This is a genomic window from Paraburkholderia fungorum (assembly GCF_900099835.1).
GTDB classification, from domain to species: domain Bacteria; phylum Pseudomonadota; class Gammaproteobacteria; order Burkholderiales; family Burkholderiaceae; genus Paraburkholderia; species Paraburkholderia fungorum_A.
Genome location: NZ_FNKP01000001.1, coordinates 3,612,070 through 3,637,556, shown reverse-complemented (window position 1 = coordinate 3,637,556; position 25,487 = coordinate 3,612,070). Strand labels below are relative to the sequence as shown.

Sequence of the window (25,487 nt, the reverse complement as noted above, 5' to 3'; positions counted from 1 at the left end):
TGTCTGTACTGCACGAGCGATTTCCGAACGTGCCGCGCATCGCACTCACCGCTACGGCGGACGCGATCACGCGTGACGAGATCATCCACCGCCTGGCACTCGACGACGCGCGCGTTTTCGTGTCGAGCTTTGATCGGCCGAATATCCGCTATCGGATCGTCGAAAAGGACAACGCGCGTACGCAGCTGCTCGACTTCATTCGCGCAGAACATTCGAAGCCGGACGGCACGACCGACGCCGGCGTGGTTTATTGCCTGTCGCGTCGCAAGGTCGAAGAGACGGCGGAGTGGCTGAAGGAAAAAGGCATGCGCGCGTTGCCGTATCACGCCGGTATGGATTTTGAGATCCGACAGAAGCATCAGGAGATGTTTCAGCGTGAAGAGGGCATCGTGATGTGCGCGACGATCGCGTTCGGTATGGGAATCGATAAGCCGGACGTGCGGTTCGTCGCGCATCTGGATTTGCCGAAGAGCGTCGAAGGGTATTACCAGGAAACAGGGCGGGGCGGCCGCGATGGAATGCCGGCGAACGCCTGGATGGCCTACGGTCTCGGCGACGTCGTGCAGCAGCGCAAAATGATCGACGAGTCGGACGCGGACGACGCCCATAAGCGCGTCCAAACGGGCAAGCTCGACGCACTACTGGGCTTGTGCGAAGCGGCCACTTGCCGGCGCGTGCGCCTGCTCGCGTATTTCGGCGAATCGAGCAAGCCCTGCGGCAATTGCGACAACTGCCTTGAACCGCCCGCCACTTGGGATGCCACGCGCGAGGCGCAGATGGCGCTTTCCTGCGTCTTCCGCGCGCAACGGGCAAGTGGATTTCATTTCGGCGCCGGCCATCTGATCGACATCTTGCGCGGCAATAGCAGCGAGAAAATTTTGCAGCGCGGCCACGAAAAGCTCACCACCTTCGGTATAGGCGCGGCGCTTGGCGAACCGGAATGGCGCGCGGTGTTTCGTCAGCTCGTGGCGTTCGGTTACCTGACTGTGGACCACGAAGGTTTTGGTTCGCTGGTCCTGACCGAGGCGAGCAAACCGGTGCTTAAGGGCGAGCAGAACGTGACGATGCGTCGCTATGTGAAGCCGACTCGCACCCGTCAATCGTCCGGGCGTACGAGCGAACGTGCCGATCCTACGGTCGGCATGGGTCCGCGTGAACGTGCCCGTTGGGATCGGCTGCGCGCATGGCGTACAGAAACGGCAAAAAGCGACGGCGTGCCTGCCTACGTCATTTTCCACGACGCGACACTGGCAGAAATTGCCCGTAATGGCCCCGATTCCATCGAGGATTTGCGCGGCATTCCGGGCATGGGCGCACGTAAACTCGATCGTTTCGGCGACGAATTGCTGGAAGTCGTCGCGGCTGATTGAGCGCTCGGGACGGCTCATACAGATCGACAGGCCTGCGAAATATCGCAACCTGTTGACTCCCTTAGTATTTTCGGAATATTATGCTAGGTTCCGGTTCTTGGGATGCCTGCGCGCGGGGTTAACTCGCGAGTAAACAGACCACCCGGAAGTTCGATGCGCAAGCGTTTCCGCTTTGCCCGGGAACATATGCGTCGATTTTGTTCAATTTCAGGAATAAACAATGCCAACCATCAATCAACTGGTTCGCAAAGGCCGCCAGTCGGAAACGACTAAGAGCAAGAGCCCGGCCTTGCAGGACTGCCCCCAGCGCCGCGGCGTGTGCACCCGTGTGTACACCACGACGCCTAAGAAGCCTAACTCGGCACTCCGTAAGGTTGCCAAGGTTCGTCTGACGAACGGCTTCGAAGTTATTTCGTACATCGGTGGTGAAGGCCACAACCTGCAGGAACACTCGGTCGTGCTGATTCGCGGCGGTCGTGTTAAGGACTTGCCGGGTGTGCGTTACCACATGGTTCGCGGCTCGCTGGATACCCAGGGCGTCAAGGATCGTAAGCAGGCTCGCTCGAAGTACGGCGCGAAGCGTGCCAAGGCTGGCAAGTAATTAGCCGGTCAAAGTAGTTTCAGGTCGCCTGCAAAGGCGGTAATAGCGGTGGTGCCGGAATAGCCGGTGCTGTCGAGTAAGTGGTCACCCGACCAGGCTGGTAAGTCTTGAAGATGAATCGGGTTAGTTGGTGGCCGCGGAGCTGAGTAGCTCCAACTGAAAAGTTAAAGGAAGAAACATGCCGCGTCGTCGCGAAGTCCCCAAGCGGGAAGTGTTGCCGGATCCGAAGTTCGGTAACGTTGATGTAGCTAAGTTCATGAACGTGCTGATGTTGTCCGGCAAGAAGTCGGTTGCTGAACGCATCGTGTACGGCGCTTTCGAACAAATCCAGACCAAGGGTGGCAAGGACCCGCTGGAAGTGTTCACGGTAGCGCTCAACAACGTCAAGCCGGTGGTCGAAGTTAAGAGCCGCCGCGTTGGTGGTGCAAACTATCAGGTTCCGGTCGAAGTGCGCCCGTCGCGTCGTATGGCATTGGCGATGCGTTGGCTGCGTGAAGCCGCGAAGAAGCGCAGCGAGAAGTCGATGGCCCTGCGTCTGGCAGGTGAACTCTCCGAAGCGGCCGAAGGCCGTGGCGGCGCAATGAAGAAGCGCGACGAAGTTCACCGGATGGCAGAAGCCAACAAGGCGTTCTCGCACTTCCGTTTCTAAGCTTCCCGAACCCGGGTTTAGCTGAAAAAGCGGAAAGAAATTCCGGGCGGGTGCGCTTACAAAGCGCCTCGCCCGTTTGTGTTACAGCGCGATGGGTATTTTCTCGCATCGCGTCATCCCAATAGAGGATCAAAGTGGCTCGCAAGACACCTATCGAGCGCTACCGTAACATCGGTATTAGCGCTCACATCGACGCCGGCAAAACGACGACGACCGAGCGCATCCTGTTCTATACCGGCGTGAACCACAAGATTGGTGAAGTTCACGACGGCGCTGCAACCATGGACTGGATGGAGCAGGAGCAGGAACGCGGTATCACGATCACGTCCGCTGCTACCACGGCTTTCTGGAAAGGCATGGCCGGCGACCGCGCTGAGCACCGTATCAACATCATCGACACGCCGGGTCACGTCGACTTCACGATTGAAGTTGAGCGCTCGATGCGCGTGCTCGACGGCGCGTGCATGGTCTACTGCGCTGTGGGCGGCGTTCAGCCCCAGTCGGAAACCGTGTGGCGTCAGGCTAATAAGTACAAGGTTCCCCGTCTCGCGTTCATCAACAAGATGGACCGTACCGGCGCGAACTTCTTCAAGGTCTACGATCAGCTCAAGCTGCGTCTGAAGGCGAATCCGGTTCCGGTCGTGGTGCCTATCGGCGCGGAAGAAAACTTCACGGGCGTCGTCGATCTGCTGAAGATGAAGGCGATCATTTGGGACGAAGCGTCCCAAGGCACGAAGTTCTCGTACGAAGAAATCCCGGCAGAACTGGTCGACACGTGCAACGAATGGCGCGAGAAGATGGTCGAAGCGGCTGCTGAGTCGAGCGAAGACCTGATGAACAAGTACCTGGAAGAGGGCGAGCTCTCCGAAGCGGAAATCATCAAGGGTCTGCGCGATCGTACGATTGCATGCGAAATTCAGCCGATGCTGTGCGGTACCGCGTTCAAGAACAAGGGCGTGCAACGGATGCTGGACGCCGTGCTCGACTTCCTGCCGTCGCCGATCGACATTCCGCCGGTTACTGGCGAACTCGAAAACGGCGAAAAGGCTGAGCGTCGCGCAGCCGACGACGAGAAGTTCTCGTCGCTCGCGTTCAAGATCATGACGGACCCGTTTGTCGGTCAGCTGATCTTCTTCCGCGTGTACTCGGGTACGACGAAGTCGGGCGACACGCTGCTGAACGCGACCAAAGACAAGAAGGAACGTCTCGGTCGTATTCTGCTGATGCACGCAAACCAGCGCGAAGAAATCAAGGAAGTGCACGCTGGCGACATCGCGGCTGCTGTCGGTCTGAAAGACGCGACGACGGGCGACACGCTGTGCGATCCGCTGCACCCGATCGTTCTCGAGCGCATGATTTTCCCGGAACCGGTGATTTCGCAGGCTGTCGAGCCGAAGACGAAGCCGGACCAGGAAAAGATGGGTCTGGCACTGAACCGTCTGGCTCAGGAAGATCCGTCGTTCCGCGTTCAAACGGACGAAGAATCGGGCCAAACCATTATTTCGGGCATGGGCGAGCTCCACCTGGAAATTCTGGTTGACCGTATGAAGCGCGAATTCGGCGTGGAAGCAACGGTCGGCAAGCCGCAGGTTGCTTACCGCGAAACGATTCGCGGCAAGGCGGAAGACGTTGACGGCAAGTTCGTCAAGCAGTCGGGTGGTCGCGGCCAGTACGGTCACGCGGTCATCACGCTCGAGCCGAACGAACAAGGCAAGGGCTACGAATTCCTGGACGAGATCAAGGGTGGTGTGATTCCGCGTGAATACATCCCGGCGGTCGACAAGGGTATTCAGGAAACGCTGAAGGCAGGCGTGCTGGCAGGCTTCCCGGTCGTCGACGTCAAGGTTCACCTGACGTTCGGTTCGTACCACGACGTTGACTCGAACGAAAATGCTTTCCGCATGGCCGGTTCGATGGCGTTCAAGGAAGCAATGCGCAAGGCTCAGCCGGTCATCCTCGAACCGATGATGGCTGTCGAAGTCGAAACGCCGGAAGACTACATGGGCAACGTCATGGGCGACCTGTCGGGTCGTCGCGGCATTGTTCAGGGCATGGACGACATGGTTGGCGGCGGCAAGATCGTCCGCGCAGAAGTACCGCTGTCGGAAATGTTCGGCTACTCGACGTCGCTGCGTTCGCTGACCCAAGGTCGCGCAACGTACACGATGGAGTTCAAGCACTACGCAGAAGCACCGCGTAACGTGTCGGAAGCGATCATCAACGCCAAGTCGAAGTAATCGCGCGGCAAAGTCATTCAACGATTAACTTTTTGAAAGAAGAGAAACATGGCTAAAGGTAAATTCGAACGGACCAAGCCGCACGTGAACGTCGGCACGATCGGTCACGTTGACCACGGCAAGACCACGCTGACGGCAGCGATCACGACGGTTCTGACCAAGAAGTTTGGCGGCGAAGCAAAGGCATACGACCAGATCGACGCGGCGCCGGAAGAAAAGGCACGTGGTATCACGATCAACACGGCACACGTCGAGTACGAAACGGCTAACCGCCACTACGCACACGTTGACTGCCCGGGCCACGCTGACTATGTGAAGAACATGATCACGGGCGCAGCGCAGATGGACGGCGCGATCCTGGTGTGTTCGGCTGCAGACGGCCCGATGCCGCAAACGCGCGAGCACATCCTGCTGGCCCGTCAGGTTGGCGTTCCGTACATCATCGTGTTCCTGAACAAGTGCGACATGGTGGACGACGCTGAGCTGCTGGAACTCGTTGAAATGGAAGTTCGCGAACTTCTGTCGAAGTACGACTTCCCGGGCGACGACACGCCGATCATCAAGGGTTCGGCCAAGCTGGCGCTGGAAGGCGATGCGGGCGAGCTGGGCGAAGTGGCGATCATGAATCTGGCCGACGCGCTGGACACGTACATCCCGACGCCGGAGCGCGCAGTTGACGGTGCGTTCCTGATGCCGGTGGAAGACGTGTTCTCGATCTCGGGTCGTGGCACGGTGGTGACGGGTCGCGTTGAGCGCGGCATCGTCAAGGTCGGCGAAGAAATCGAAATCGTCGGTATCAAGCCGACGGTGAAGACGACCTGCACGGGCGTGGAAATGTTCCGCAAGCTGCTCGACCAGGGTCAGGCAGGCGACAACGTTGGTATCCTGCTGCGCGGCACGAAGCGTGAAGACGTGGAGCGTGGCCAGGTTCTGGCGAAGCCGGGTTCGATCAACCCGCACACGCACTTCACGGCTGAAGTGTACGTGCTGAGCAAGGACGAAGGCGGTCGTCATACGCCGTTCTTCAACAACTACCGTCCGCAGTTCTACTTCCGTACGACGGACGTGACGGGCTCGATCGAGCTGCCGAAGGACAAGGAAATGGTCATGCCGGGCGACAACGTGTCGATCACGGTGAAGCTGATCAACCCGATCGCGATGGAAGAAGGTCTGCGTTTCGCAATTCGCGAAGGCGGCCGTACGGTCGGCGCTGGTGTGGTTGCAAAGATTCTCGAGTAAAATCGCGAGTTGACCTTGCAGTACATGCAGTAAGTGGTGCCCGGAGCCGGGCGCCAGCCCCTCGCGGGCGCCCGGCTCTACGTTCTTTTACTATCTGGCGGCGCAATACCGCCTCGCTCTTTTCCAAGGAATTGTCATGCAGAACCAGAAAATCCGCATTCGCCTGAAGGCTTTCGACTATCGTCTGATCGATCAATCGGCAGCTGAAATCGTCGACACGGCCAAGCGGACTGGCGCGATCGTTCGTGGCCCGGTGCCCCTGCCGACCCGCATTCAACGCTTCGACATCCTGCGTTCGCCGCACGTCAACAAGACGTCGCGCGATCAGCTCGAAATCCGTACGCACCAACGTCTGATGGACATCGTCGATCCGACGGACAAGACCGTTGACGCACTGATGAAGCTGGACCTCCCGGCTGGTGTGGACGTTGAAATCAAGCTGCAATAAGGCTTTCAGAGCTTGTCCGGTAAGCCGGACAGCGCTAAGTCTTTGATTGCTTGCAGAAAACGAAAAGCCTTGCTATAGTGGTGGGCTTTTCGCGCATTTGCGCAAAAAAGTCGGTGTGCTGCAGCATGCATTCATGCCCGAAACGGCACCGGCATTTTGTAAATTAGCCCCGACCAATCGCAGTCGGGAATGGAGAAAACGATGAGCCTTGGACTCGTAGGTCGCAAGGTTGGCATGACCCGTATCTTCACGGCAGAAGGGGATTCGATTCCCGTTACCGTGCTGGACGTGTCCGACAACCGCGTGACGCAGATCAAGACTGTTGAAACCGACGGCTACACGGCCGTGCAGGTTGCATTCGGTACGCGCCGTGCATCGCGCGTGACGAAGCCTTTGGCCGGTCATCTCGCCAAAGCCGGTGTTCAAGCCGGTGAAATCCTCAAAGAATTCCAGATCGATGCTGCCAAGGCTGCCGAGTTGTCGAACGGCACCGTGGTCGGTCCCGACCTGTTCGAAGTAGGCCAGAAGGTCGACGTGCAAGGCGTGTCGATCGGTAAGGGCTACGCCGGTACCATCAAGCGTTACAACTTCGCATCCGGCCGTGCATCGCACGGTAACTCGCGCTCGCACAACGTGCCGGGTTCGATCGGTATGGCGCAAGATCCGGGTCGTGTTTTCCCGGGTAAGCGCATGACCGGTCACATGGGTGACGACACGGTAACGGTGCAAAACCTCGAGATCGCTCGTATCGACGCTGACCGCAAGCTGTTGCTGGTCAAGGGCGCCGTTCCGGGTGCGAAGGGTGGCAAAGTATTCGTTACGCCGGCCGTGAAGACGCGTGCCGTGAAAGGAGCGAAATAATGGAACTTAAGCTCCTGAATGCCAATGGTCAGGAAGGTGCAGGCGTTAGCGCGTCGGACGTAGTGTTCGGTCGCGATTACAACGAAGCCCTGATTCACCAGGTCGTGGTGGCGTATCAAGCGAATGCCCGTAGCGGCAACCGCGCGCAGAAGGATCGTGAGCAAGTTAAGCACACGACCAAGAAGCCGTGGCGCCAGAAGGGTACGGGCCGCGCCCGTGCCGGTATGTCGTCGAGCCCGTTGTGGCGCGGCGGTGGCCGGATCTTCCCGAATTCGCCGGAAGAAAACTTTTCGCACAAGGTCAACAAGAAGATGCATCGCGCAGGTCTCTGCTCGATCTTCTCGCAGCTGGCCCGCGAAGGCCGCATCTCGGTGGTCGACGAGCTGACGCTCGAAGCGCCGAAGACGAAGCTGCTGGCCGAAAAATTCAAGGCGATGGGTCTCGACTCCGTGCTGGTGATTACCGACACGGTTGACGAAAACCTGTACCTCGCGTCGCGCAACCTCGCCCACGTGGCGGTTGTCGAGCCGCGTTACGCCGACCCGCTGTCGCTGATCTACTTCAAGAAGATCCTGATCACGAAGGCTGCGGTCGCCCAGATCGAGGAGTTGCTGTCATGAGCGAGATTCGCAAGAACGATCATCGTTTGATGCAGGTCCTGCTCGCGCCGGTGATCTCCGAAAAGGCGACGCTGGTGGCCGACAAGAACGAGCAGGTTGTGTTCGAAGTCGCGCCCGATGCCACGAAGCAGGAAGTGAAAGCTGCAGTCGAGCTGCTGTTCAAGGTGGAAGTCAATTCCGTCAACGTGCTGGTCTCGAAGGGCAAAGCCAAGCGCTTTGGCCGCTTCATGGGCAAGCGCAAGGACGTGAAGAAGGCGTACGTCTGCCTGAAGCCCGGCCAGGAAATCAACTTTGAAGCGGAGGCCAAGTAATCATGGCAATCGTTAAAGTTAAGCCGACTTCGCCGGGTCGCCGCGCGATGGTCAAGGTGGTCAACAAGGATCTGCATAAGGGCAAGCCGTTCGCACCGCTGCTCGACGCGCAATCCACGACCGCCGGCCGTAACAACAACGGTCACATCACCACCCGCCATAAGGGCGGTGGTCATAAGCATCACTATCGTGTCGTCGATTTCCGTCGCAACAAGGACGGTATCGCAGCGAAGGTCGAACGTCTTGAGTACGATCCGAACCGTAGCGCGAACATCGCGCTGGTTCTGTACGCAGACGGCGAGCGCCGCTACATCATCGCTCCGAAGGGTATCACCGTCGGTCAGCAACTGATGTCGGGTTCGGAAGCTCCGATCCGCGCTGGTAACGCACTGCCGATCCGCAACATTCCGGTCGGTACGACGATCCACTGCATCGAAATGCTGCCGGGCAAGGGCGCGCAAATGGCGCGTTCGGCTGGTACGTCGGCGATGTTGCTGGCTCGTGAAGGCATCTACGCACAGGTCCGCCTGCGCTCCGGTGAAATCCGCCGCGTTCACGTTGAATGCCGCGCGACGATTGGTGAAGTTGGCAACGAAGAGCACAGCCTCCGTCAAATCGGTAAGGCTGGCGCAAACCGCTGGCGCGGTATCCGCCCGACGGTGCGTGGCGTTGCAATGAACCCGGTCGATCACCCGCACGGTGGTGGTGAAGGCAAGACGGCTGCAGGTCGCGATCCGGTGAGCCCGTGGGGCACGCCTGCTAAGGGTTATCGCACCCGCAGCAACAAGCGCACGACGAGCATGATCGTCCAGCGCCGTCACAAGCGTTAAGGAGTAGGCAATGGCACGTTCTGTAAAAAAAGGTCCGTTCTGCGACGCCCATTTGCTGAAGAAAGTTGAGTCGGCAGCCGCTGCACGTGACAAGAAGCCAATCAAAACCTGGTCGCGTCGTTCGACGATTCTGCCGGATTTCATTGGTTTGACGATTGCTGTGCACAACGGCCGTCAACACGTTCCGGTGTACATCTCGGAAAACATGGTCGGCCACAAGCTTGGCGAGTTTGCATTGACCCGGACGTTCAAGGGTCACGCAGCCGACAAGAAGGCTAAGAAATAAGGGGCTCATGATGGAAGTGAAAGCAATTCATCGCGGTGCCCGCATCTCGGCGCAAAAAACGCGCCTTGTGGCTGACCAGATCCGCGGTTTGCCGGTCGACAAGGCGCTGAACGTTCTGACGTTTTCGCCGAAGAAGGCTGCGGGAATCGTGAAAAAGGTCGTGCTGTCGGCGATCGCGAATGCGGAGCATAACGAAGGCGCCGATATCGACGAGCTCAAAGTAACGAGCATCATGGTCGACAAGGCTGCATCGCTGAAGCGTTTTACTGCGCGCGCTAAAGGCCGCGGTAACCGCATCGAGAAGCAATCCTGTCACATCACTGTGACGGTCGGGAATTAAGGGGTCATACGATGGGACAGAAAATTCATCCGACTGGCTTCCGTTTGGCCGTCAGCCGCAATTGGGCGTCGCGTTGGTACGCGAACAACAACAATTTCGCGGCGATGTTGCAGGAAGACATCGGTGTTCGTGAATACCTGAAGAAGAAGCTGAAGAACGCGTCCGTCGGCCGCGTGGTGATCGAGCGTCCTGCAAAGAACGCACGTATCACGATTTTCAGCTCGCGTCCGGGTGTCGTGATCGGTAAGAAGGGTGAAGACATTGAACTGCTGAAGTCCGAGCTGCAAAAGCGCATGGGCGTTCCGGTTCACGTCAACATCGAAGAAATCCGCAAGCCGGAAACCGATGCGCAACTGATCGCTGATTCGATCACGCAACAGCTCGAACGCCGGATCATGTTCCGCCGCGCGATGAAGCGTGCGATGCAAAACGCAATGCGTCTGGGTGCTCAAGGCATCAAGATCATGAGCGCTGGTCGTCTGAACGGTATCGAAATCGCTCGTACGGAATGGTATCGCGAAGGTCGCGTGCCGCTTCATACGTTGCGTGCTGATATCGACTACGCAACTTCGGAAGCGAAGACGACGTACGGCATCATCGGCGTGAAGGTGTGGGTCTACAAGGGCGACACGCTCGGCCGCAACGACGCACCGGTGGTTGAAGAAGTCGCCGAAGAAAAGCGTCCGCGCCGCAACGCACGTCCGGGTGGCGATCGCCGTCCGCGTCGCGATGGTGAAGGTGGTGGCCCGGCAGGTGCACGCCGTGGCGCTCCTCGTCGTGCTGGTGGCGACGGGAAGACTGGAGAATAACGATGCTGCAACCGAAACGCAGAAAGTATCGCAAAGAGCAGAAAGGTCGTAACACCGGTATCGCCACCCGCGGCAACGCGGTGTCGTTCGGTGAGTTCGGCCTGAAGGCTGTCGGTCGTGGTCGCTTGACCGCGCGCCAGATTGAAGCGGCACGTCGTGCAATGACGCGTCACATCAAGCGTGGCGGCCGCATCTGGATCCGGATCTTCCCGGACAAGCCAATCTCGCACAAGCCGGCTGAAGTACGTATGGGTAACGGTAAAGGTAACCCTGAGTACTACGTCGCAGAGATTCAACCGGGCAAGATGCTGTACGAAATGGACGGCGTAACCGAAGAGCTGGCACGCGAAGCGTTCCGTCTGGCTGCAGCGAAGCTGCCGCTTAAGACGACGTTTATCGTGCGTCAGCTCGGCGCCTAAGGAGCAAATGATGAAGGCTTCCGAACTTCACCAGAAAGATCAGGCCGCGCTCAACAAGGAGCTGTCGGACCTGTTGAAGGCGCAATTCGGCCTGCGCATGCAACTCGCGACCCAGCAGCTCACGAACACGAGCCAGCTGAAGAAGGTCCGTCGCGACATCGCACGTGTGCGGACCGTCCTGACTGAGAAGGCGAACCAGAAATGAACGATAGCGTAAAAACCTCGCTCAAGCGGACGCTGGTCGGCAAGGTCGTCAGCAACAAGATGGACAAGACGGTCACCGTGCTGGTCGAGCACCGCGTGAAGCACCCGATCTACGGTAAGTACGTTGTGCGTTCGAAGAAGTACCACGCGCACGACGATGCGAACACGTACAACGAGGGTGACCTCGTTGAAATCCAGGAAACTCGTCCGATTTCGAAGACGAAGGCTTGGGTTGTTGCTCGCCTGGTCGAGGCTGCTCGCGTCATCTGACGCCGCAAGTTGTAGAAGTAATTGAAATCGCAGTAAGTTTCGCTTGCAAGACCGGGGTTATGTGATATGATCTCGGTCTTCCCTCTTTTATGGGAGCCCCGTCGCGGGCGAAGTTGGTGGGGGAAGCGGTTCGGGCGCCAGCCTGTTCCGAAGGATTCACCGGATTGCGATGGCGGGTTTCGTTTGCCGTCGCTGCTGTTCATACCCAAGCAGCCGATTGGCTGACGGGACCAAGACTGACCGGGTACGCCATGGTGGTGTGGCCGGATTAAGTTGGGAAAGATAAACCATGATCCAGACCGAAACTCGGCTTGAAGTGGCCGACAACACGGGTGCACGTGAAGTCATGTGCATCAAGGTGCTCGGCGGCTCGAAGCGTCGTTATGCCAGCATTGGCGACATCATCAAGGTGACCGTCAAAGAAGCAACGCCGCGCGGGCGCGTAAAGAAAGGCGAAATTTATAACGCCGTGGTGGTTCGCACCGCCAAGGGCGTTCGTCGTCAAGACGGCTCGCTGATCAAGTTCGATGGCAACGCCGCTGTGTTGTTGAATGCCAAGCTCGAACCTATTGGCACCCGTATTTTCGGGCCTGTTACGCGCGAGCTGCGCAGCGAACGATTCATGAAGATCGTTTCGTTGGCACCTGAAGTGCTGTAAGGAGTCGCGATGAACAAGATTCGCAAAGGTGACGAAGTTATCGTCATCACCGGCAAAGATAAAGGCAAGCGCGGCGTCGTGCTGTCCGTTGGCGAAGACAAAGTTATTGTCGAGGGTATCAACCTCGTCAAGAAACACGTCAAGCCGAACCCGATGAAGGGTACGACGGGCGGTGTGGAAGCCAAGACGATGCCGCTGCAAATTTCGAACGTCGCATTGGTCGACGCGAATGGCAAGGCGTCGCGTGTAGGCATCAAGGTCGAAGGAGACAAGAAAGTCCGTTTCCTTAAAACGACCGGTGCCGAGCTGAGCGCCTGACGCTGCGGAGTAAAAAAATGGCTCGTTTGCAAGAGTTTTACAAAGAAAAGGTTGTACCCGGCCTCATCGAGAAGTTCGGTTACAAGTCCGTGATGGAAGTGCCGCGCATCACCAAGATCACCCTGAACATGGGCCTTGGCGAAGCGGTTGCTGACAAGAAGATCATCGAAAACGCCGTTGGCGACCTGACGAAGATCGCAGGCCAAAAGCCGGTGATCACGAAGGCACGCAAGGCAATCGCTGGCTTCAAGATCCGTCAGGGCTATCCGATCGGTGCAATGGTCACGTTGCGTGGTCAGGCAATGTACGAATTTTTGGACCGTTTCGTGACGGTTGCGCTCCCCCGTGTGCGTGACTTCCGTGGCGTGTCGGGTCGTGCGTTCGATGGTCGCGGCAACTACAACATCGGTGTGAAAGAGCAGATCATTTTCCCCGAAATCGACTACGACAAGATCGACGCACTGCGTGGGCTGAACATCAGCATCACGACGACTGCGAAGACCGACGACGAAGCAAAGGCTCTGCTCGCCAGCTTCAAGTTCCCGTTCAGAAACTGAGGTTACCGTGGCTAAACTGGCACTGATCGAACGTGAAAAGAAGCGTGCTCGCCTGGCCGCTAAGTACGCTCCCAAGCGTGCTGAGCTGAAAGCGATCATCGGCGATATGAGCAAGTCGGACGAAGAGCATTACGCAGCACGTCTGGAACTGCAACAACTGCCGCGCAACTCTAACCCGACCCGTAAGCGCAACCGCTGCGCAATTACTGGTCGCCCGCGTGGCACGTTCCGTAAATTCGGGCTGGCGCGTAACAAGATTCGCGAAATCGCGTTCCGCGGCGAGATCCCTGGCCTGACCAAGGCGAGCTGGTAATAGGAGAAACGTAAATGAGCATGAGTGATCCTATCGCCGATATGCTGACTCGCATCCGCAATGCGCAGATGGTTGAGAAAGTCTCGGTGACTATGCCCTCGTCGAAAGTCAAGGTTGCGATTGCGCAGGTCCTGAAGGACGAAGGCTATATCGATGATTTCGCAGTGAAGTCCGAAGGTGCGAAATCTGAATTGAACATCGTGTTGAAGTACTACGCTGGCCGCCCGGTCATCGAACGCATCGAACGCGTTTCGAAGCCTGGTCTGCGTGTGTACCGCGGCCGTAACGACATCCCCGTGGTCATGAATGGCCTCGGCGTGGCAATCGTGTCGACGCCGAAGGGCGTGATGACGGACCGCAAGGCGCGTGCAACGGGCGTTGGCGGCGAAGTCATCTGCTACGTCGCTTAAGGCCGAAAGGAGAGAAACATGTCTCGAGTAGGTAAAAGCCCGATCGCGCTGCAAGGCGCAGAAGTGGCCCTGAGCGACGAACTGATTACCGTCAAGGGTCCGCTGGGTACGATTTCGCAGGCTGCTAACAGCCTCGTTAAAGTGGTGAACGACAACGGCACGCTGAAGTTCGAGCCGGTTGGCGAAAGCCGTGAAGCGAATGCGATGTCGGGCACGATGCGCGCACTGGTTGCGAACATGGTGAACGGCGTGACGAAGGGTTTCGAGCGCAAGCTGACGCTGGTTGGCGTCGGTTACCGCGCACAAGCGCAAGGCGACAAGCTGAATCTGTCGCTGGGTTTCTCGCACCCCGTGGTGCACCAGATGCCGGAAGGTGTCAAGGCTGAAACCCCGACGCAAACCGAAATCGTGATCAAGGGGATCAATAAGCAACAAGTTGGCCAGGTCGCTGCAGAAGTGCGCGGCTATCGCCCGCCGGAGCCCTACAAGGGCAAGGGTGTGCGTTACGCCAATGAGGTTGTGATCCTCAAAGAAACGAAGAAGAAGTAAGGGTGCGCAATCATGGATAAGACTCAATCTCGCCTGCGCCGCGCTCGTCAGACGCGTATCAAGATCGCTGAGCTGCAGGTCGCGCGTCTCGCCGTGCATCGCACGAACACGCACATCTATGCGCAAGTGTTCTCGCCGTGCGGCACCAAGGTGCTCGCCAGCGCGTCGACGCTCGAAGCCGAAGTGCGTGCGCAACTGGCTGATCAGACTGGCAAGGGCGGCAACGTCAATGCTGCGACCCTGATCGGTAAGCGCATTGCAGAAAAGGCTAAGGCTGCCGGCATCGAATCCGTCGCCTTCGACCGTTCGGGTTTCCGTTACCACGGCCGCGTGAAAGCGCTGGCTGATGCGGCGCGCGAAGCCGGACTCAAGTTCTAAGGGAAGAATTCGTCATGGCAAAGATGCAAGCGAAAGTTCAGGCTGACGAACGCGACGACGGCCTGCGCGAAAAGATGATTTCGGTCAACCGCGTGACCAAGGTTGTGAAGGGCGGCCGGATTCTCGGTTTTGCCGCACTGACCGTGGTTGGCGACGGTGATGGCCGCGTCGGTATGGGCAAGGGCAAGGCGAAGGAAGTGCCGGTCGCTGTTCAGAAGGCGATGGAACAGGCTCGCCGCAACATGTTCAAGGTGCCGCTTAAGAACGGCACCCTGCAACACGAAGTGCACGGTAAGCACGGCGCATCGATGGTCCTCCTGGCTCCGGCCAAGGACGGTACCGGTGTGATCGCTGGCGGTCCGATGCGCGCAGTGTTCGACGTGATGGGCGTGCAGAACGTTGTGGCCAAGAGCCACGGTTCGACGAACCCGTACAACCTCGTTCGTGCAACGCTCGACGGTCTGCGTAAGCAGTCCACGCCGGGCGACATCGCGGCGAAGCGCGGCAAGTCCGTCGAAGATATTCTGGGCTAAGGTGGACACCATGTCTGATAAAACTGTCAAGGTCCAGCTCGTCAAGAGCCTGATCGGCACCCGTGAAACGCACCGTGCTACGGTGCGTGGCTTGGGCCTGCGCCGACTCAACTCGGTTAGCGAGTTGCAGGACACGCCGGCTGTGCGCGGCATGATCAACAAGGTTTCGTACCTCGTTAAGGTCATCAGCTAAGCGGCTGACCAGGACTCAAGGAGTTGATAATGGAATTGAATAACCTGAAGCCGGCTGAAGGCGCGAAGCACGCAAAGCGTCGCGTTGGTCGCGGCATCGGCTCCGGCCTCGGCAAGACCGCTGGCCGTGGTCACAAGGGTCAGAAGTCGCGTTCGGGCGGCTTTCACAAGGTTGGCTTCGAGGGCGGTCAAATGCCGCTGCAACGTCGCCTGCCGAAGCGTGGCTTCACCTCGCTGACGAAGGAATTCGTTGGTGAAGTGCGTCTCTCTGATCTGGAAAAGCTGCCGGTCGACGAAATCGACTTGCTGGCTCTGAAGCAAGCCGGCCTGGTCGGTGAGCTGATCAAGAGCGCCAAGATCATCGCGACGGGCGAGCTCAAGCGCAAGGTCGTTGTGAAGGGTCTGGGTGCGACGAAGGGTGCGCGCGCTGCTATCGAAGCAGCCGGCGGCTCTTTTGCCGAGTAACGCGCAAGTTATTTGCCGTCACTAGCATTTGCATCGGAGAAGGTACTTGGCTAACAGCCCGAGTCTCGCAAAACCCGGTCGCAGCGCGGCGAAGTTTGGCGATCTGCGTCGGCGTGCAGTATTCCTGCTGCTGGCGTTGATCGTCTACCGTATCGGCGCGCACATTCCGGTGCCGGGTATTGACCCGGACCAGCTGGCGAAGTTGTTCCAAAGCCAGTCGGGCGGCATCCTTGGCATGTTCAACATGTTTTCGGGTGGCGCACTTTCGCGGTTCACGATTTTTGCGCTGGGGATCATGCCGTACATTTCGGCGTCGATCATCATGCAGTTGCTGGCGATTGTCTCGCCGCAGCTGGAAGCGCTGAAAAAGGAAGGGCAGGCGGGTCAGCGGAAGATTACGCAGTACACGCGTATCTTTACGGTCCTGCTGGCGACGTTCCAGGCGTTCGGCATTGCCGTCGCCCTGGAAAATCAGCCGGGCTTGGTGATCGATCCGGGAATGGTGTTTCGGTTGACGACGGTCGTGACGCTGGTGACGGGCACGATGTTCCTGATGTGGCTGGGTGAGCAGATCACGGAGCGTGGGCTTGGCAACGGTATCTCGATCATCATTTTCGGCGGTATTGCAGCGGGTTTCCCGAATGCAATCGGTGGTCTCTTCGAATTGGTGCGAACCGGCTCGATGAGCATCATCTCGGCGATTATCGTGGTCGCGCTGATTGCTGCTGTGACGTATCTGGTGGTGTTCATTGAACGCGGCCAGCGCAAGATTCTTGTGAATTACGCCAAGCGGCAAGTCGGTAACAAGATTTACGGCGGACAGTCTTCACATCTGCCGCTGAAGCTGAATATGTCGGGCGTGATTCCGCCGATCTTTGCATCGTCGATCATTCTCTTCCCGGCAACTATCCTGAACTGGTTTAGTTCGGGGTCGCGTACCAGCTGGTTCGCAGACACGTTGCACAACGTGGCCGAAGCCCTTAAGCCCGGTCAACCCGTGTACGTGTTGCTGTACGCGTTGGCGATCGTTTTCTTCTGCTTCTTCTACACCGCACTGGTGTTCAACAGCAGAGAAACGGCCGACAACCTGAAAAAGAGTGGCGCTTTCGTCCCTGGCATCCGCCCGGGCGATCAAACAGCGCGGTATATCGACCGTATCCTCACGCGTCTGACGCTGGCTGGTGCGATCTACATCGTGTTTGTTTGTCTGCTGCCCGAATTTCTGGTGCTGCGCTGGAACGTGCCGTTTTATTTTGGTGGAACGTCGCTGCTGATCATTGTCGTCGTCACAATGGATTTCATGGCGCAGGTGCAGTCGTACGTTATGTCGCAACAGTATGAATCGCTGCTTAAGAAAGCTAATTTCAAAGGCGGCGGCGTCCCGATGCGTTGAAAGGACATATGGCCAAAGACGATGTTATCCAGATGCAGGGTGAAGTCATCGAAAACCTGCCTAACGCTACCTTCAGGGTGAAGCTGGAAAACGGCCATGTCGTATTGGGACACATATCCGGCAAGATGCGGATGCACTACATCCGAATCTTGCCGGGCGACAAGGTAACGGTTGAATTGACGCCTTACGATCTGTCGCGTGCGCGGATCGTGTTCCGGGCGAAGTGATTTGAAAAAAGGGTAATATCATGAAAGTGATGGCATCGGTTAAGCGCATTTGCCGCAATTGCAAGATCATCAAGCGCAAAGGCGTTGTGCGCGTGATTTGCAGCTCTGATCCGCGCCACAAACAGCGTCAAGGCTGAACGCCGCGCTTTTTGCTGCGCTTTTTGTTTGAGGAAAAACAATGGCTCGTATCGCAGGGGTTAACATCCCGAATCACCAGCATACCGAAATCGGCCTGACGGCTATTTACGGTGTCGGCCGCACGCGCTCGCGCGACATCTGCGTCGCTGCTGGTGTGGCATTTTCGAAGAAGGTCAAAGACCTGAACGACGCAGACCTCGAAAAGCTGCGTGAAGAAGTCGGCAAGTTCATCGTTGAAGGCGATCTGCGCCGTGAAACGACGATGAACATCAAGCGCCTGATGGATCTCGGCTGCTACCGTGGCGTTCGGCATCGTAAGGGCTTGCCCCTGCGCGGCCAGCGCACGCGTACGAATGCCCGTACGCGCAAGGGTCCGCGTCGTGCAGCGCAATCGCTGAAGAAGTAAGCGGAACTGACAGTTACAGGAAAACGTAATGGCTAAGGCTTCGAACAACTCCGCGGCGCAACGCGTTCGCAAGAAGGTCAAGAAGAACGTCGCCGAGGGCGTGGTTCACGTTCACGCGTCGTTCAACAACACCATCATCACGATCACCGATCGTCAAGGCAATGCACTTGCTTGGGCAACGTCGGGTGGTCAGGGCTTCAAGGGTTCGCGTAAATCGACTCCGTTTGCAGCCCAGGTGGCAGCCGAATCGGCTGGCCGCGTGGCGATGGAATACGGCGTGAAGAACCTCGAAGTGCGGATCAAGGGCCCCGGTCCTGGCCGTGAATCGGCGGTGCGCGCGTTGCATGGTCTTGGTATCAAGATCACGGCGATCTCCGACGTGACTCCGGTCCCGCACAACGGCTGCCGTCCGCCGAAGCGTCGTCGTATCTAAGACGCTTGTATTGCTAGCGCCTGTTGCCGCCCTGCGCGGCGGCAGGCTGCTTGCGCTATTGAATTGACTAAGCCCACCGTTCGACCCAAAGGGTTCGGACTAGCGCGAATGCATGCACTCGCGTGATTAATCAATGAAGGAATCAACGTGGCACGTTATATCGGCCCTAAGGCCAAGCTGTCCCGCCGTGAAGGCACTGACCTCTTCCTGAAGAGCGCCCGTCGTTCGCTGGCTGACAAGTGCAAGCTTGACAGCAAGCCTGGCCAACATGGCCGCACTTCGGGTGCACGTACGTCCGACTACGGCACGCAGTTGCGCGAAAAGCAAAAAGTTAAGCGTATCTACGGTGTTCTCGAGCGTCAATTCCGTCGTTACTTCGCTGAAGCTGACCGCCTGAAGGGCAATACGGGTGAAAACCTGCTGCAATTGCTCGAATCGCGTCTGGATAACGTCGTGTATCGCATGGGTTTCGGTTCGACGCGCGCTGAAGCACGTCAACTCGTGAGCCACAAGGCGATCACGGTGAACGGCGTTGTGTCGAACATCCCGTCGATGCAAGTGAAGGCAGGCGACGTCGTCGCAGTGCGCGAACAGAAGAAGAAGCAGGCGCGTATTCTCGAAGCGCTGTCGCTGGCTGAGCAAGGCGGTCTGCCGAGCTGGGTCGCTGTCGATTCGAAGAAGTTCGAAGGCACGTTCAAGTCGAAGCCGGAACGCAGCGACATCGCTGGCGATATCAACGAAAGCCTGATCGTCGAATTGTATTCGCGGTAATCGGATTAACGGCCGGGGCACCCTGTTTGCGATATGCAAGGGGGCGTCCCGGCTGTTTATTTTCAGGTTGTTACCGGTCAGCCTTATCGGTGTAACGAGCCGAGGGTATTGAAAAGGAAAACCTATGCAAACCAGTTTGTTGAAGCCCAAGATCATCGCTGTTGAATCGCTTGGCGAGAGCCATGCGAAAGTGGTCATGGAACCGTTTGAACGCGGTTACGGCCACACCTTGGGTAACGCGCTTCGGCGCGTGCTGCTGTCGTCGATGATCGGCTATGCGCCGACCGAAGTGACGATCGCAGGCGTCGTACATGAATATTCGACGCTCGACGGTGTGCAAGAGGATGTGGTCAACCTGTTGTTGAACCTGAAGGGTGTCGTGTTCAAGCTGCATAACCGTGACGAAGTGACGGTTACGCTGCGCAAGGAAGGCGAAGGCGTTGTCACCGCTGGCGACATCGAACTCGCGCACGACTGCGAAGTGATCAACCCGGATCACGTGATCGCGCATCTGTCGAAGGGCGGCAAGCTCGACGTGCAGATCAAGATCGAAAAGGGCCGCGGCTATGTGCCGGGCAACGTGCGTCGTTACGGCGAAGAGTCGGCCAAGATCATCGGCCGTATCGTGCTGGACGCGTCGTTCTCGCCGGTTCGCCGTGTGAGCTACGCCGTTGAAAGTGCTCGCGTCGAACAGCGTACCGACCTCGACAAGCTCGTGATGAACATCGAAACCAACGGTGTGATTTCGCCGGAAGAAGCGATCCGTCAATCGGCTCGTATTCTGGTTGATCAACTGTCGGTGTTCGCTGCACTGGAAGGCACCGAAGCAACGGCTGAAGCGCCGTCGCGTGCGCCGCAGATCGATCCGATCCTGCTGCGTCCGGTTGATGATCTCGAACTGACGGTTCGTTCCGCGAACTGCCTGAAGGCCGAGAACATTTACTACATCGGCGACCTGATCCAGCGTACGGAAAACGAGCTGCTCAAGACGCCGAATCTGGGCCGCAAGTCGCTGAACGAAATCAAGGAAGTCTTGGCGTCGCGTGGTTTGACGCTCGGAATGAAGCTCGAAAACTGGCCGCCGGCAGGTTTGGACAAGTAAGTCGAGACGTAATCCCGGGATAGAACCCGCCGCTGCACTGGCAAAGACGCGGATTTTCCTTTAAAATCCGCGTCTTGTCTTTTTTCACTACCGGCCCGTGCACTCATCACCTTCGGGTAGTTGAGCGCGATAGAAGAGCTGGACCAAAACTTTGAATCGAAGGAATTAACATGCGTCACCGTCATGGTCTGCGGAAACTGAACCGCACGAGCAGCCACCGTCTGGCAATGCTCCGTAATATGTCGAACTCGCTGATCGCGCACGAAGTCATCAAGACCACGCTGCCGAAAGCAAAAGAACTCCGTAAAGTTGTCGAGCCGCTGATCACGCTCGGCAAGAAGCCGTCGCTGGCAAATCGTCGTCTGGCGTTCAACCGCCTGCGCGATCGTGACTCGGTCACGAAGCTGTTCGAAGTTCTCGGCCCGCGTTACGCTACCCGTCCGGGCGGCTACCTGCGCGTCCTGAAGTTCGGTTTCCGCGTCGGCGACAACGCACCGATGGCACTGGTCGAACTGCTCGATCGTCCGGAAGTTGAAGAAGTCGAAGTGCAAGAAGCTGAGTAAGCTTCAGGCATTGAAAGAAAGCCAGGCAATCAGCCTGGCTTTTTTTTTTGAAATTTTTCCGGCCGCAGGGTGATGGTTTTTGCGGTCGTCAACGCAACGTGACGCCCCTGTGCCACAACAGTCCAGCCGCCTGCGGCACCCCGAGCCTGGTGATACGATACCGGCACCTGAATCGTGCCTGGCTGGAGTTTGTGTGAGCGTAAATGTGACCTTGCTTCTGACGACGGTGCCGGACGCGGCCGTTGCCCAGAAACTCGCCGCGGATGCCCTTGCCGCGCGGCTTTGCGCTTGTGTCACGCAACTTGGCAGCGTTCAATCTAGCTATCACTGGCAGGGCGCGATCGAAACCGCGCAGGAAATCCAGTTGCTGTTCAAGACGAGCGTCGCTCGCGCGCTGGAACTGGAACAGTTCATTCAGGCGCACCATCCCTACGACACGCCGGAAATCATCATGTGGCAGGCGTCGGCATCAGCCGCGTACGGCCAGTGGATCACTACCGAAACCCAACGCCCCCTCCATGTTTAACGGTCTCGACCGACGTGCGCGCCAAGCGCTGCGCACTGCATTTTTCCTGCTCGGCTGCGTGATTCTTGCGCAATTCGGCACGCCTGCCCGTGCTGACGATAACTTCCTGGATCCTGCCGTCGCGTTCAAATTCAGCGCGACCGAAAAGCCCGGCGAGGTAGATGTCACGTACAAGATTGCCGACGGCTACTACATGTATCGCGAGCGCTTTGCGTTTGCGACCCGCAACGGCACGGCCACGATTGGCGAGCCGCAATTGCCCGCCGGCCACGTCAAGTTTGACGAGACGTTCAACAAGAACGTCGAGACGTATCGTAACGAGCTGACGATCCGCATTCCGGTCAAGCAGGCGGCCGGCCCGTTCGATCTGGCGGTGACGTCGCAAGGGTGCGCGGATGCCGGCATCTGCTATCCGCCGATGGAGCGTGTGTACCACGTCAGCGGCGCTGCGTTGCAGCCGGCGGGCAGCGCGACGGCCCCGGCGACTACGGCCACGAATGCGACAAACCAAAAGTCCAGTACAGAAGACGAACCCTGGTACGAGCGCGCCACGAGCGCTGACTACGCGCAATCGTTGCTGCAAGGCGGCGGTTTCATCGCGATCATCGGGCTCTATTTTGTCGCCGGCGCCGTGCTTAGCCTGCTGCCGTGCTCGTATCCGATGATTCCGATTCTTTCGGCAATCATCATCGGCGAGGGTGCGCGGGTGACGCGTGCGCGCGGTTTTGCGTTGTCGCTGGCGTATGTAATCGGGATGGCGCTCGTTTATACGGCGCTCGGCGTCGCGGCGGCGTTGGTTGGGCAGAGCCTCGGCGCGTGGTTGCAGAATCCGTGGGTGCTGGGCGCGTTCGGCGTCTTGTTGACCGTTTTTGCGCTGACCTTGCTTGCAGGATTCGACATTGCGTTGCCGCAGCGCTGGCAGGACGGCGTTTCGCGTGCGTCGACGGGACGCTCGGGCGGCAAGTTCGCTGCCGTCGCGGTGATGGGCGCACTGTCCGCCCTCGTAGTGGGCGCTTGCATGACCGCGCCGCTGTTTGCCGTGCTGGCGTTCATCGCTCACACGGGCAACGCGTTCCTCGGCGGCGCAGCATTGTTTGCGATGGGTCTTGGGCTCGGCGTCCCTCTGCTGATCATCGGTTTCGGCGCCGGAACGCTCCTTCCGCGCGCGGGTGCCTGGATGGATGGCGTCAAGGTGTTTTTCGGAGTCGTGCTGCTGGCCGCGGCGTTATGGATCGTGTGGCCGGTACTCGGTGCCGCAGCTCAAATGCTGCTGAGCGCGCTCTGGTTGCTGGTTGCCGCAGCGTCGCTGGGGTTGTTCTCGGCGGCGTCCGTGGACGGGTCGATCTGGCGCCGCCTCAGCCGGGGTATCGGCGCGGCGCTCGCGATCTGGGCGGCCGTGTTGCTCGTGGGACTTGCCGCTGGCTCGTCCGATCCTCTTAGGCCGCTCGCAGTATTGGCCGCAAGGGGGGGCGTCGGCAACGTGTCCAATAACGCGCCTGCCGCGCCTCAGAGCGATCTGACATTTGCACCGGTTCGCTCATCGAATGAGTTGGATCAGGCCGTCAAAACGGCTTCTCAGCCAGCCATGCTCGATTTTTATGCGGACTGGTGCGTCAGCTGCAAGGAAATGGAGAAGTTCACCTTTAGCGACGCGCGCGTGCAAGCCAAATTGAAGCAGATGAATCTGCTGCGCGCCGACGTCACCGCGAACAACGCCGACGATCAAACATTGTTGAAACGCTTTGGCCTGTTCGGGCCACCGGGCATTATTTTCTTCGATCCGGCTGGCAAGGAGGTATTGCGCGTCGTCGGTTATGAATCTGCGGACAAATTCTTGCGCTCGCTGGATAAGGCGAGTGGGGCCGGGGTTTAATCAGCAAAGGCAAAACCGGCAGCCCTAATATAAAACGGAGGCGCGACCCTTGGGTCCGCCTCCGTTTTTTTTAAGCTCCAGTTAGCGTTAAAGCTAAAACCAGCAGCGCCTCAACCTACTTCTGCGCCCGCAAAATCCGCGCGGCATCCAGTGCGAAGTAGGTCAGCACGCCATCCGCGCCCGCGCGCTTGAACGCGAGCAGCGATTCCATCATCGCCTTGTCGTGATCGAGCCAGCCGTTCTGCGCGGCCGCCTTCAGCATCGCGTACTCGCCGCTCACCTGGTACACGTAAGTCGGGAACTGGAACTCGTCCTTCACGCGCCGTACGATATCCAGATACGGCATACCTGGCTTGACCATCACCATGTCCGCGCCTTCGTTGATGTCCGCCTGCACTTCGCGCAGCGCTTCATTCGAGTTGGCCGGGTCCATCTGGTACGTCATCTTGTTGCTTTTGCCGAGGTTCGTCGCGGAACCTACTGCATCGCGGAACGGGCCGTAAAACGCCGACGCGAACTTGGCCGCGTAAGCCATGATGCGCGTGTGGACGTGGTCCTCGCTCTCCAGCATCTCGCGGATTGCGCCAATCCGGCCGTCCATCATGTCCGACGGAGCGACGATGTCGACGCCTGCTTCGGCTTGCGCACGCGCCTGCTCGACCAGAATCTCGACGGTTTCGTCGTTGATCACATAGCCGGCTTCGTCAAGCACGCCGTCCTGGCCGTGGCTCGTGTACGGATCGAGCGCGACGTCGGTGAGGATGCCCAATTCGGGGAAATTCTTCTTCAGTTCGCGAACCGCGCGCGGGATCAGGCCGGCCGGATTGGTCGCTTCGCGGCCATCGGGCGTCTTCAGCGACGGCTCGATCGCGGGGAACAGCGACAGCACCGGCACGCCCAGCGCGACGCATTGCTCGGCGACACCCATCAGCAGATCGACCGACACGCGTTCGACGCCCGGCATCGACGGTACGGCTTGCCGCACGTTGGTGCCTTCGACGATGAACACGGGGTAAATCAGATCGTTGGTGGTGAGGATGTTTTCTCGCATCATGCGACGCGAGAAGTCGTCGCGGCGCATACGGCGCGGACGATAGTGCGGATAGAAGCTCATATCGAATCGAAGATCGTAGATGAATGGAGTGGACAAATCACGCCTGCCTCCGCTCCCGGAAACTTTTCGAGACAATGGTATATCATACCGATCGAGCAAGGCGCCTGGCGCTGACCTCCCCGCTTCTCCTCCCTGAGCGGGTGCCTGTCGTTTTTCGATTAGGCTGTTTGACCCGCCGTTTAAGCGGCGGGTTTTTTTATGGGCGAACGGAAATGATGGTTTCGTGCCCCTGGAGCAGCGGCGGTTGCGCTTACTCCGCAGCGTCCGCTTCGCCCTTCGCAGAAGGGATCAGCCAGCTTTCAACCAGCTCATGCGCTTCGTCGATCCCGACACGCTTGAGCGCCGAGAAAAGTTGCGCAGTCAGATCGCCGCGATAGCCCGCAGTGCGATATTCAGCCAGACCTTTCTGCGTCGCGCGCAACGCGTTGACGCTTTCCTGGCGGGTCAATTTGTCGCACTTGGTCAGCAGCGTGTGAATCGGCTTGCCGGTCGGCGCGAACCACTCGATCATGCGCCGGTCCAGATCGGTCAGCGGACGGCGCGAGTCCATCATCAGAATCATGCCGCGTAGTTGCGAGCGCGATTGCAGGTACGTGGACAGCAGCGCCTCCCAGTGAGCCTTCGCCGCTCCCGGCACTTCGGCGTAACCGTAGCCCGGCAGGTCGACCAGATACGCGGTCGGATCGTCTTCCTTACCCACCGAAAAATAGTTGATGTGCTGCGTGCGTCCCGGCGTCTTACTGGCGAAGGCCAGTCGCTTCTGATTGCACAGAATGTTGATGGCCGTCGACTTGCCGGCGTTCGAGCGCCCGGCGAAGCAGATCTCGGGTTGCGACGTGGCCGGCAGATCACGCAGGTGATTGACGGTCGTGAAAAAGCGGGATTGGTGGAGCAGGAAGGACATGATCAGGCCAGGATTCGAGACGCCGGGGAACCCGGAGTGGGGACGGGTCAAGCCCGACTGGCGTCTTAGCGATTAGCGAGTTATTGTACAATACGATGGTTTACTGAAAACCTGAGGAGGCCAGCCCGCGTGCCTTGGCGCGTTACTGGTGGTCACTCGGTCGCCGTCGT

The 25,487-nt window shown here is 58.5% G+C and carries 38 protein-coding genes; 36 read left to right on the top strand and 2 right to left on the bottom strand.

Annotation, left to right across the window (positions count from 1 at the left end; all coding sequences use genetic code 11):
• The 36 genes from BLS41_RS16255 to dsbD all read left to right on the top strand — a co-directional run.
• A partial coding sequence (locus tag BLS41_RS16255; RefSeq protein WP_074766603.1) for a RecQ family ATP-dependent DNA helicase occupies positions 1 to 1,370 on the top strand: 1,370 nt, incomplete at its 5' end.
• 220 nt (positions 1,371 to 1,590) lie between these two features.
• A complete protein-coding gene (gene rpsL, locus BLS41_RS16250; protein WP_012434574.1) occupies positions 1,591 to 1,971 on the top strand; it encodes a 30S ribosomal protein S12 in 381 nt (126 codons plus the stop codon).
• A 178-nt stretch (positions 1,972 to 2,149) separates the two neighbouring features.
• Entirely contained in the window at positions 2,150 to 2,620 is a 471-nt protein-coding gene (gene rpsG, locus BLS41_RS16245) for a 30S ribosomal protein S7 (RefSeq protein WP_006053291.1), read from the top strand.
• A 134-nt stretch (positions 2,621 to 2,754) separates the two neighbouring features.
• On the top strand, positions 2,755 to 4,857 hold the full coding sequence (gene fusA, locus BLS41_RS16240; protein WP_074766162.1) for an elongation factor G: 2,103 nt from the start codon (positions 2,755 to 2,757) through the stop codon (positions 4,855 to 4,857).
• Between the two features lie 48 nt (positions 4,858 to 4,905).
• Positions 4,906 to 6,096 carry an elongation factor Tu gene (gene tuf / locus BLS41_RS16235; RefSeq protein ID WP_074762375.1) on the top strand — a complete coding sequence of 397 codons (1,191 nt, stop codon included), beginning with the start codon at positions 4,906 to 4,908 and terminating at the stop codon, positions 6,094 to 6,096.
• 136 nt (positions 6,097 to 6,232) lie between these two features.
• Positions 6,233 to 6,544, top strand: coding sequence for a 30S ribosomal protein S10 (gene rpsJ, locus BLS41_RS16230; RefSeq protein ID WP_006998489.1), 312 nt, complete (start codon positions 6,233 to 6,235; stop codon positions 6,542 to 6,544).
• A gap of 201 nt (positions 6,545 to 6,745) precedes the next feature.
• Positions 6,746 to 7,405, top strand: coding sequence for a 50S ribosomal protein L3 (rplC, locus tag BLS41_RS16225; protein WP_007180137.1), 660 nt, complete (start codon positions 6,746 to 6,748; stop codon positions 7,403 to 7,405).
• Positions 7,405 to 8,025, top strand: a complete 621-nt coding sequence (gene rplD / locus BLS41_RS16220; RefSeq protein WP_007180136.1) for a 50S ribosomal protein L4 — start codon at positions 7,405 to 7,407, stop codon at positions 8,023 to 8,025. Before rplC ends, rplD begins: the two co-directional genes overlap by 1 nt.
• Entirely contained in the window at positions 8,022 to 8,336 is a 315-nt protein-coding gene (rplW, locus tag BLS41_RS16215; protein WP_007180135.1) for a 50S ribosomal protein L23, read from the top strand. The genes rplD and rplW overlap by 4 nt, the downstream gene beginning before the upstream one ends.
• Positions 8,337 to 8,338: 2 nt before the next feature.
• Complete coding sequence (rplB, locus tag BLS41_RS16210) at positions 8,339 to 9,166, top strand: 50S ribosomal protein L2 (RefSeq protein WP_074766160.1); 828 nt, start codon at positions 8,339 to 8,341, stop codon at positions 9,164 to 9,166.
• A 10-nt stretch (positions 9,167 to 9,176) separates the two neighbouring features.
• Positions 9,177 to 9,452, top strand: a complete 276-nt coding sequence (gene rpsS / locus BLS41_RS16205; protein WP_054036552.1) for a 30S ribosomal protein S19 — start codon at positions 9,177 to 9,179, stop codon at positions 9,450 to 9,452.
• A gap of 7 nt (positions 9,453 to 9,459) precedes the next feature.
• Positions 9,460 to 9,792, top strand: coding sequence for a 50S ribosomal protein L22 (gene rplV / locus BLS41_RS16200; protein WP_197070230.1), 333 nt, complete (start codon positions 9,460 to 9,462; stop codon positions 9,790 to 9,792).
• 11 nt (positions 9,793 to 9,803) lie between these two features.
• A complete protein-coding gene (gene rpsC, locus BLS41_RS16195; protein ID WP_074766158.1) occupies positions 9,804 to 10,601 on the top strand; it encodes a 30S ribosomal protein S3 in 798 nt (265 codons plus the stop codon).
• A 2-nt stretch (positions 10,602 to 10,603) separates the two neighbouring features.
• Positions 10,604 to 11,020 (top strand): 50S ribosomal protein L16, encoded by a 417-nt coding sequence (rplP, locus tag BLS41_RS16190; protein ID WP_042329259.1) that lies wholly within the window; start codon positions 10,604 to 10,606, stop codon positions 11,018 to 11,020.
• Between the two features lie 10 nt (positions 11,021 to 11,030).
• On the top strand, positions 11,031 to 11,225 hold the full coding sequence (gene rpmC / locus BLS41_RS16185) for a 50S ribosomal protein L29 (RefSeq protein ID WP_007180130.1): 195 nt from the start codon (positions 11,031 to 11,033) through the stop codon (positions 11,223 to 11,225).
• Entirely contained in the window at positions 11,222 to 11,494 is a 273-nt protein-coding gene (rpsQ, locus tag BLS41_RS16180; protein WP_007180129.1) for a 30S ribosomal protein S17, read from the top strand. Before rpmC ends, rpsQ begins: the two co-directional genes overlap by 4 nt.
• 289 nt (positions 11,495 to 11,783) lie before the next feature.
• A complete protein-coding gene (gene rplN / locus BLS41_RS16175) occupies positions 11,784 to 12,152 on the top strand; it encodes a 50S ribosomal protein L14 (RefSeq protein WP_006052212.1) in 369 nt (122 codons plus the stop codon).
• Between the two features lie 9 nt (positions 12,153 to 12,161).
• Positions 12,162 to 12,470: a 50S ribosomal protein L24 gene (rplX, locus tag BLS41_RS16170; protein WP_074766156.1), complete on the top strand. Its 309-nt coding sequence runs from the start codon at positions 12,162 to 12,164 to the stop codon at positions 12,468 to 12,470.
• A gap of 17 nt (positions 12,471 to 12,487) precedes the next feature.
• Entirely contained in the window at positions 12,488 to 13,027 is a 540-nt protein-coding gene (gene rplE, locus BLS41_RS16165; RefSeq protein ID WP_006052214.1) for a 50S ribosomal protein L5, read from the top strand.
• Positions 13,028 to 13,034: 7 nt separating this feature from the next.
• Positions 13,035 to 13,340, top strand: coding sequence for a 30S ribosomal protein S14 (rpsN, locus tag BLS41_RS16160; protein ID WP_006052215.1), 306 nt, complete (start codon positions 13,035 to 13,037; stop codon positions 13,338 to 13,340).
• A 14-nt stretch (positions 13,341 to 13,354) separates the two neighbouring features.
• On the top strand, positions 13,355 to 13,750 hold the full coding sequence (gene rpsH, locus BLS41_RS16155) for a 30S ribosomal protein S8 (RefSeq protein WP_006052216.1): 396 nt from the start codon (positions 13,355 to 13,357) through the stop codon (positions 13,748 to 13,750).
• Positions 13,751 to 13,768: 18 nt separating this feature from the next.
• Positions 13,769 to 14,299: a 50S ribosomal protein L6 gene (gene rplF, locus BLS41_RS16150; RefSeq protein ID WP_074766154.1), complete on the top strand. Its 531-nt coding sequence runs from the start codon at positions 13,769 to 13,771 to the stop codon at positions 14,297 to 14,299.
• A gap of 12 nt (positions 14,300 to 14,311) precedes the next feature.
• Positions 14,312 to 14,677, top strand: a complete 366-nt coding sequence (gene rplR / locus BLS41_RS16145) for a 50S ribosomal protein L18 (protein ID WP_012434568.1) — start codon at positions 14,312 to 14,314, stop codon at positions 14,675 to 14,677.
• 14 nt (positions 14,678 to 14,691) lie between these two features.
• On the top strand, positions 14,692 to 15,210 hold the full coding sequence (gene rpsE, locus BLS41_RS16140) for a 30S ribosomal protein S5 (RefSeq protein ID WP_006052219.1): 519 nt from the start codon (positions 14,692 to 14,694) through the stop codon (positions 15,208 to 15,210).
• Positions 15,211 to 15,220: 10 nt separating this feature from the next.
• Positions 15,221 to 15,403, top strand: a complete 183-nt coding sequence (rpmD, locus tag BLS41_RS16135) for a 50S ribosomal protein L30 (protein WP_007180126.1) — start codon at positions 15,221 to 15,223, stop codon at positions 15,401 to 15,403.
• A 29-nt stretch (positions 15,404 to 15,432) separates the two neighbouring features.
• Complete coding sequence (gene rplO, locus BLS41_RS16130) at positions 15,433 to 15,867, top strand: 50S ribosomal protein L15 (RefSeq protein ID WP_011490050.1); 435 nt, start codon at positions 15,433 to 15,435, stop codon at positions 15,865 to 15,867.
• A 46-nt stretch (positions 15,868 to 15,913) separates the two neighbouring features.
• Positions 15,914 to 17,260: a preprotein translocase subunit SecY gene (gene secY, locus BLS41_RS16125; RefSeq protein WP_042329256.1), complete on the top strand. Its 1,347-nt coding sequence runs from the start codon at positions 15,914 to 15,916 to the stop codon at positions 17,258 to 17,260.
• 8 nt (positions 17,261 to 17,268) lie between these two features.
• Entirely contained in the window at positions 17,269 to 17,487 is a 219-nt protein-coding gene (gene infA, locus BLS41_RS16120; RefSeq protein ID WP_004521905.1) for a translation initiation factor IF-1, read from the top strand.
• Between the two features lie 20 nt (positions 17,488 to 17,507).
• The gene (gene rpmJ, locus BLS41_RS16115) at positions 17,508 to 17,624 is read left to right on the top strand and encodes a 50S ribosomal protein L36 (protein WP_004199844.1); all 117 of its coding nucleotides are present in this window, start codon (positions 17,508 to 17,510) and stop codon (positions 17,622 to 17,624) included.
• Between the two features lie 41 nt (positions 17,625 to 17,665).
• Positions 17,666 to 18,031, top strand: coding sequence for a 30S ribosomal protein S13 (gene rpsM, locus BLS41_RS16110; RefSeq protein WP_012434566.1), 366 nt, complete (start codon positions 17,666 to 17,668; stop codon positions 18,029 to 18,031).
• A gap of 28 nt (positions 18,032 to 18,059) precedes the next feature.
• On the top strand, positions 18,060 to 18,464 hold the full coding sequence (gene rpsK / locus BLS41_RS16105) for a 30S ribosomal protein S11 (RefSeq protein WP_006052224.1): 405 nt from the start codon (positions 18,060 to 18,062) through the stop codon (positions 18,462 to 18,464).
• Between the two features lie 147 nt (positions 18,465 to 18,611).
• The gene (rpsD, locus tag BLS41_RS16100; RefSeq protein WP_027800372.1) at positions 18,612 to 19,235 is read left to right on the top strand and encodes a 30S ribosomal protein S4; all 624 of its coding nucleotides are present in this window, start codon (positions 18,612 to 18,614) and stop codon (positions 19,233 to 19,235) included.
• Positions 19,236 to 19,359: 124 nt separating this feature from the next.
• Positions 19,360 to 20,337, top strand: coding sequence for a DNA-directed RNA polymerase subunit alpha (locus BLS41_RS16095; RefSeq protein ID WP_074766152.1), 978 nt, complete (start codon positions 19,360 to 19,362; stop codon positions 20,335 to 20,337).
• 170 nt (positions 20,338 to 20,507) lie between these two features.
• On the top strand, positions 20,508 to 20,900 hold the full coding sequence (gene rplQ, locus BLS41_RS16090) for a 50S ribosomal protein L17 (RefSeq protein WP_074766150.1): 393 nt from the start codon (positions 20,508 to 20,510) through the stop codon (positions 20,898 to 20,900).
• A gap of 193 nt (positions 20,901 to 21,093) precedes the next feature.
• Positions 21,094 to 21,426, top strand: a complete 333-nt coding sequence (gene cutA, locus BLS41_RS16085) for a divalent-cation tolerance protein CutA (protein ID WP_074766148.1) — start codon at positions 21,094 to 21,096, stop codon at positions 21,424 to 21,426.
• Complete coding sequence (gene dsbD, locus BLS41_RS16080; protein WP_074766146.1) at positions 21,419 to 23,299, top strand: protein-disulfide reductase DsbD; 1,881 nt, start codon at positions 21,419 to 21,421, stop codon at positions 23,297 to 23,299. Before cutA ends, dsbD begins: the two co-directional genes overlap by 8 nt.
• 115 nt (positions 23,300 to 23,414) lie before the next feature.
• On the opposite strand, the gene hemB is transcribed toward dsbD, so the two are convergent.
• Positions 23,415 to 24,413 carry a porphobilinogen synthase gene (hemB, locus tag BLS41_RS16075; protein WP_074766144.1) on the bottom strand — a complete coding sequence of 333 codons (999 nt, stop codon included), beginning with the start codon at positions 24,411 to 24,413 and terminating at the stop codon, positions 23,415 to 23,417.
• A 250-nt stretch (positions 24,414 to 24,663) separates the two neighbouring features.
• The gene (gene yihA / locus BLS41_RS16070; RefSeq protein ID WP_074766142.1) at positions 24,664 to 25,317 is read right to left on the bottom strand and encodes a ribosome biogenesis GTP-binding protein YihA/YsxC; all 654 of its coding nucleotides are present in this window, start codon (positions 25,315 to 25,317) and stop codon (positions 24,664 to 24,666) included.
• Positions 25,318 to 25,487 lie beyond the last annotated feature (170 nt).

What these genes read in the sequence shown, in the direction of transcription:
- rplX (WP_074766156.1), top strand. Translation starts at nt 12,162, where the DNA reads ATGAACAAGATTCGCAAAGGTGACGAAGTTATCGTCATCACCGGCAAA.
- rpmJ (WP_004199844.1), top strand. Translation starts at nt 17,508, where the DNA reads ATGAAAGTGATGGCATCGGTTAAGCGCATTTGCCGCAATTGCAAGATC.
- yihA (WP_074766142.1), bottom strand. Translation starts at nt 25,317, where the DNA reads ATGTCCTTCCTGCTCCACCAATCCCGCTTTTTCACGACCGTCAATCAC.
- rpsS (WP_054036552.1), top strand. Translation starts at nt 9,177, where the DNA reads ATGGCACGTTCTGTAAAAAAAGGTCCGTTCTGCGACGCCCATTTGCTG.
- infA (WP_004521905.1), top strand. Translation starts at nt 17,269, where the DNA reads ATGGCCAAAGACGATGTTATCCAGATGCAGGGTGAAGTCATCGAAAAC.
- hemB (WP_074766144.1), bottom strand. Translation starts at nt 24,413, where the DNA reads ATGAGCTTCTATCCGCACTATCGTCCGCGCCGTATGCGCCGCGACGAC.
- rplF (WP_074766154.1), top strand. Translation starts at nt 13,769, where the DNA reads ATGTCTCGAGTAGGTAAAAGCCCGATCGCGCTGCAAGGCGCAGAAGTG.
- rpsE (WP_006052219.1), top strand. Translation starts at nt 14,692, where the DNA reads ATGGCAAAGATGCAAGCGAAAGTTCAGGCTGACGAACGCGACGACGGC.
- tuf (WP_074762375.1), top strand. Translation starts at nt 4,906, where the DNA reads ATGGCTAAAGGTAAATTCGAACGGACCAAGCCGCACGTGAACGTCGGC.
- dsbD (WP_074766146.1), top strand. Translation starts at nt 21,419, where the DNA reads ATGTTTAACGGTCTCGACCGACGTGCGCGCCAAGCGCTGCGCACTGCA.
- rplR (WP_012434568.1), top strand. Translation starts at nt 14,312, where the DNA reads ATGGATAAGACTCAATCTCGCCTGCGCCGCGCTCGTCAGACGCGTATC.
- rpsL (WP_012434574.1), top strand. Translation starts at nt 1,591, where the DNA reads ATGCCAACCATCAATCAACTGGTTCGCAAAGGCCGCCAGTCGGAAACG.
- rplW (WP_007180135.1), top strand. Translation starts at nt 8,022, where the DNA reads ATGAGCGAGATTCGCAAGAACGATCATCGTTTGATGCAGGTCCTGCTC.
- rpsH (WP_006052216.1), top strand. Translation starts at nt 13,355, where the DNA reads ATGAGCATGAGTGATCCTATCGCCGATATGCTGACTCGCATCCGCAAT.
- rpsM (WP_012434566.1), top strand. Translation starts at nt 17,666, where the DNA reads ATGGCTCGTATCGCAGGGGTTAACATCCCGAATCACCAGCATACCGAA.
- rpsC (WP_074766158.1), top strand. Translation starts at nt 9,804, where the DNA reads ATGGGACAGAAAATTCATCCGACTGGCTTCCGTTTGGCCGTCAGCCGC.
- rplE (WP_006052214.1), top strand. Translation starts at nt 12,488, where the DNA reads ATGGCTCGTTTGCAAGAGTTTTACAAAGAAAAGGTTGTACCCGGCCTC.
- rplP (WP_042329259.1), top strand. Translation starts at nt 10,604, where the DNA reads ATGCTGCAACCGAAACGCAGAAAGTATCGCAAAGAGCAGAAAGGTCGT.
- BLS41_RS16095 (WP_074766152.1), top strand. Translation starts at nt 19,360, where the DNA reads ATGCAAACCAGTTTGTTGAAGCCCAAGATCATCGCTGTTGAATCGCTT.
- rpsK (WP_006052224.1), top strand. Translation starts at nt 18,060, where the DNA reads ATGGCTAAGGCTTCGAACAACTCCGCGGCGCAACGCGTTCGCAAGAAG.
- rplO (WP_011490050.1), top strand. Translation starts at nt 15,433, where the DNA reads ATGGAATTGAATAACCTGAAGCCGGCTGAAGGCGCGAAGCACGCAAAG.
- rpmD (WP_007180126.1), top strand. Translation starts at nt 15,221, where the DNA reads ATGTCTGATAAAACTGTCAAGGTCCAGCTCGTCAAGAGCCTGATCGGC.
- rplQ (WP_074766150.1), top strand. Translation starts at nt 20,508, where the DNA reads ATGCGTCACCGTCATGGTCTGCGGAAACTGAACCGCACGAGCAGCCAC.
- rpsQ (WP_007180129.1), top strand. Translation starts at nt 11,222, where the DNA reads ATGAACGATAGCGTAAAAACCTCGCTCAAGCGGACGCTGGTCGGCAAG.
- rplD (WP_007180136.1), top strand. Translation starts at nt 7,405, where the DNA reads ATGGAACTTAAGCTCCTGAATGCCAATGGTCAGGAAGGTGCAGGCGTT.
- rpsJ (WP_006998489.1), top strand. Translation starts at nt 6,233, where the DNA reads ATGCAGAACCAGAAAATCCGCATTCGCCTGAAGGCTTTCGACTATCGT.
- rplN (WP_006052212.1), top strand. Translation starts at nt 11,784, where the DNA reads ATGATCCAGACCGAAACTCGGCTTGAAGTGGCCGACAACACGGGTGCA.
- rpsG (WP_006053291.1), top strand. Translation starts at nt 2,150, where the DNA reads ATGCCGCGTCGTCGCGAAGTCCCCAAGCGGGAAGTGTTGCCGGATCCG.
- rplV (WP_197070230.1), top strand. Translation starts at nt 9,460, where the DNA reads ATGATGGAAGTGAAAGCAATTCATCGCGGTGCCCGCATCTCGGCGCAA.
- rplB (WP_074766160.1), top strand. Translation starts at nt 8,339, where the DNA reads ATGGCAATCGTTAAAGTTAAGCCGACTTCGCCGGGTCGCCGCGCGATG.
- rplC (WP_007180137.1), top strand. Translation starts at nt 6,746, where the DNA reads ATGAGCCTTGGACTCGTAGGTCGCAAGGTTGGCATGACCCGTATCTTC.
- rpmC (WP_007180130.1), top strand. Translation starts at nt 11,031, where the DNA reads ATGAAGGCTTCCGAACTTCACCAGAAAGATCAGGCCGCGCTCAACAAG.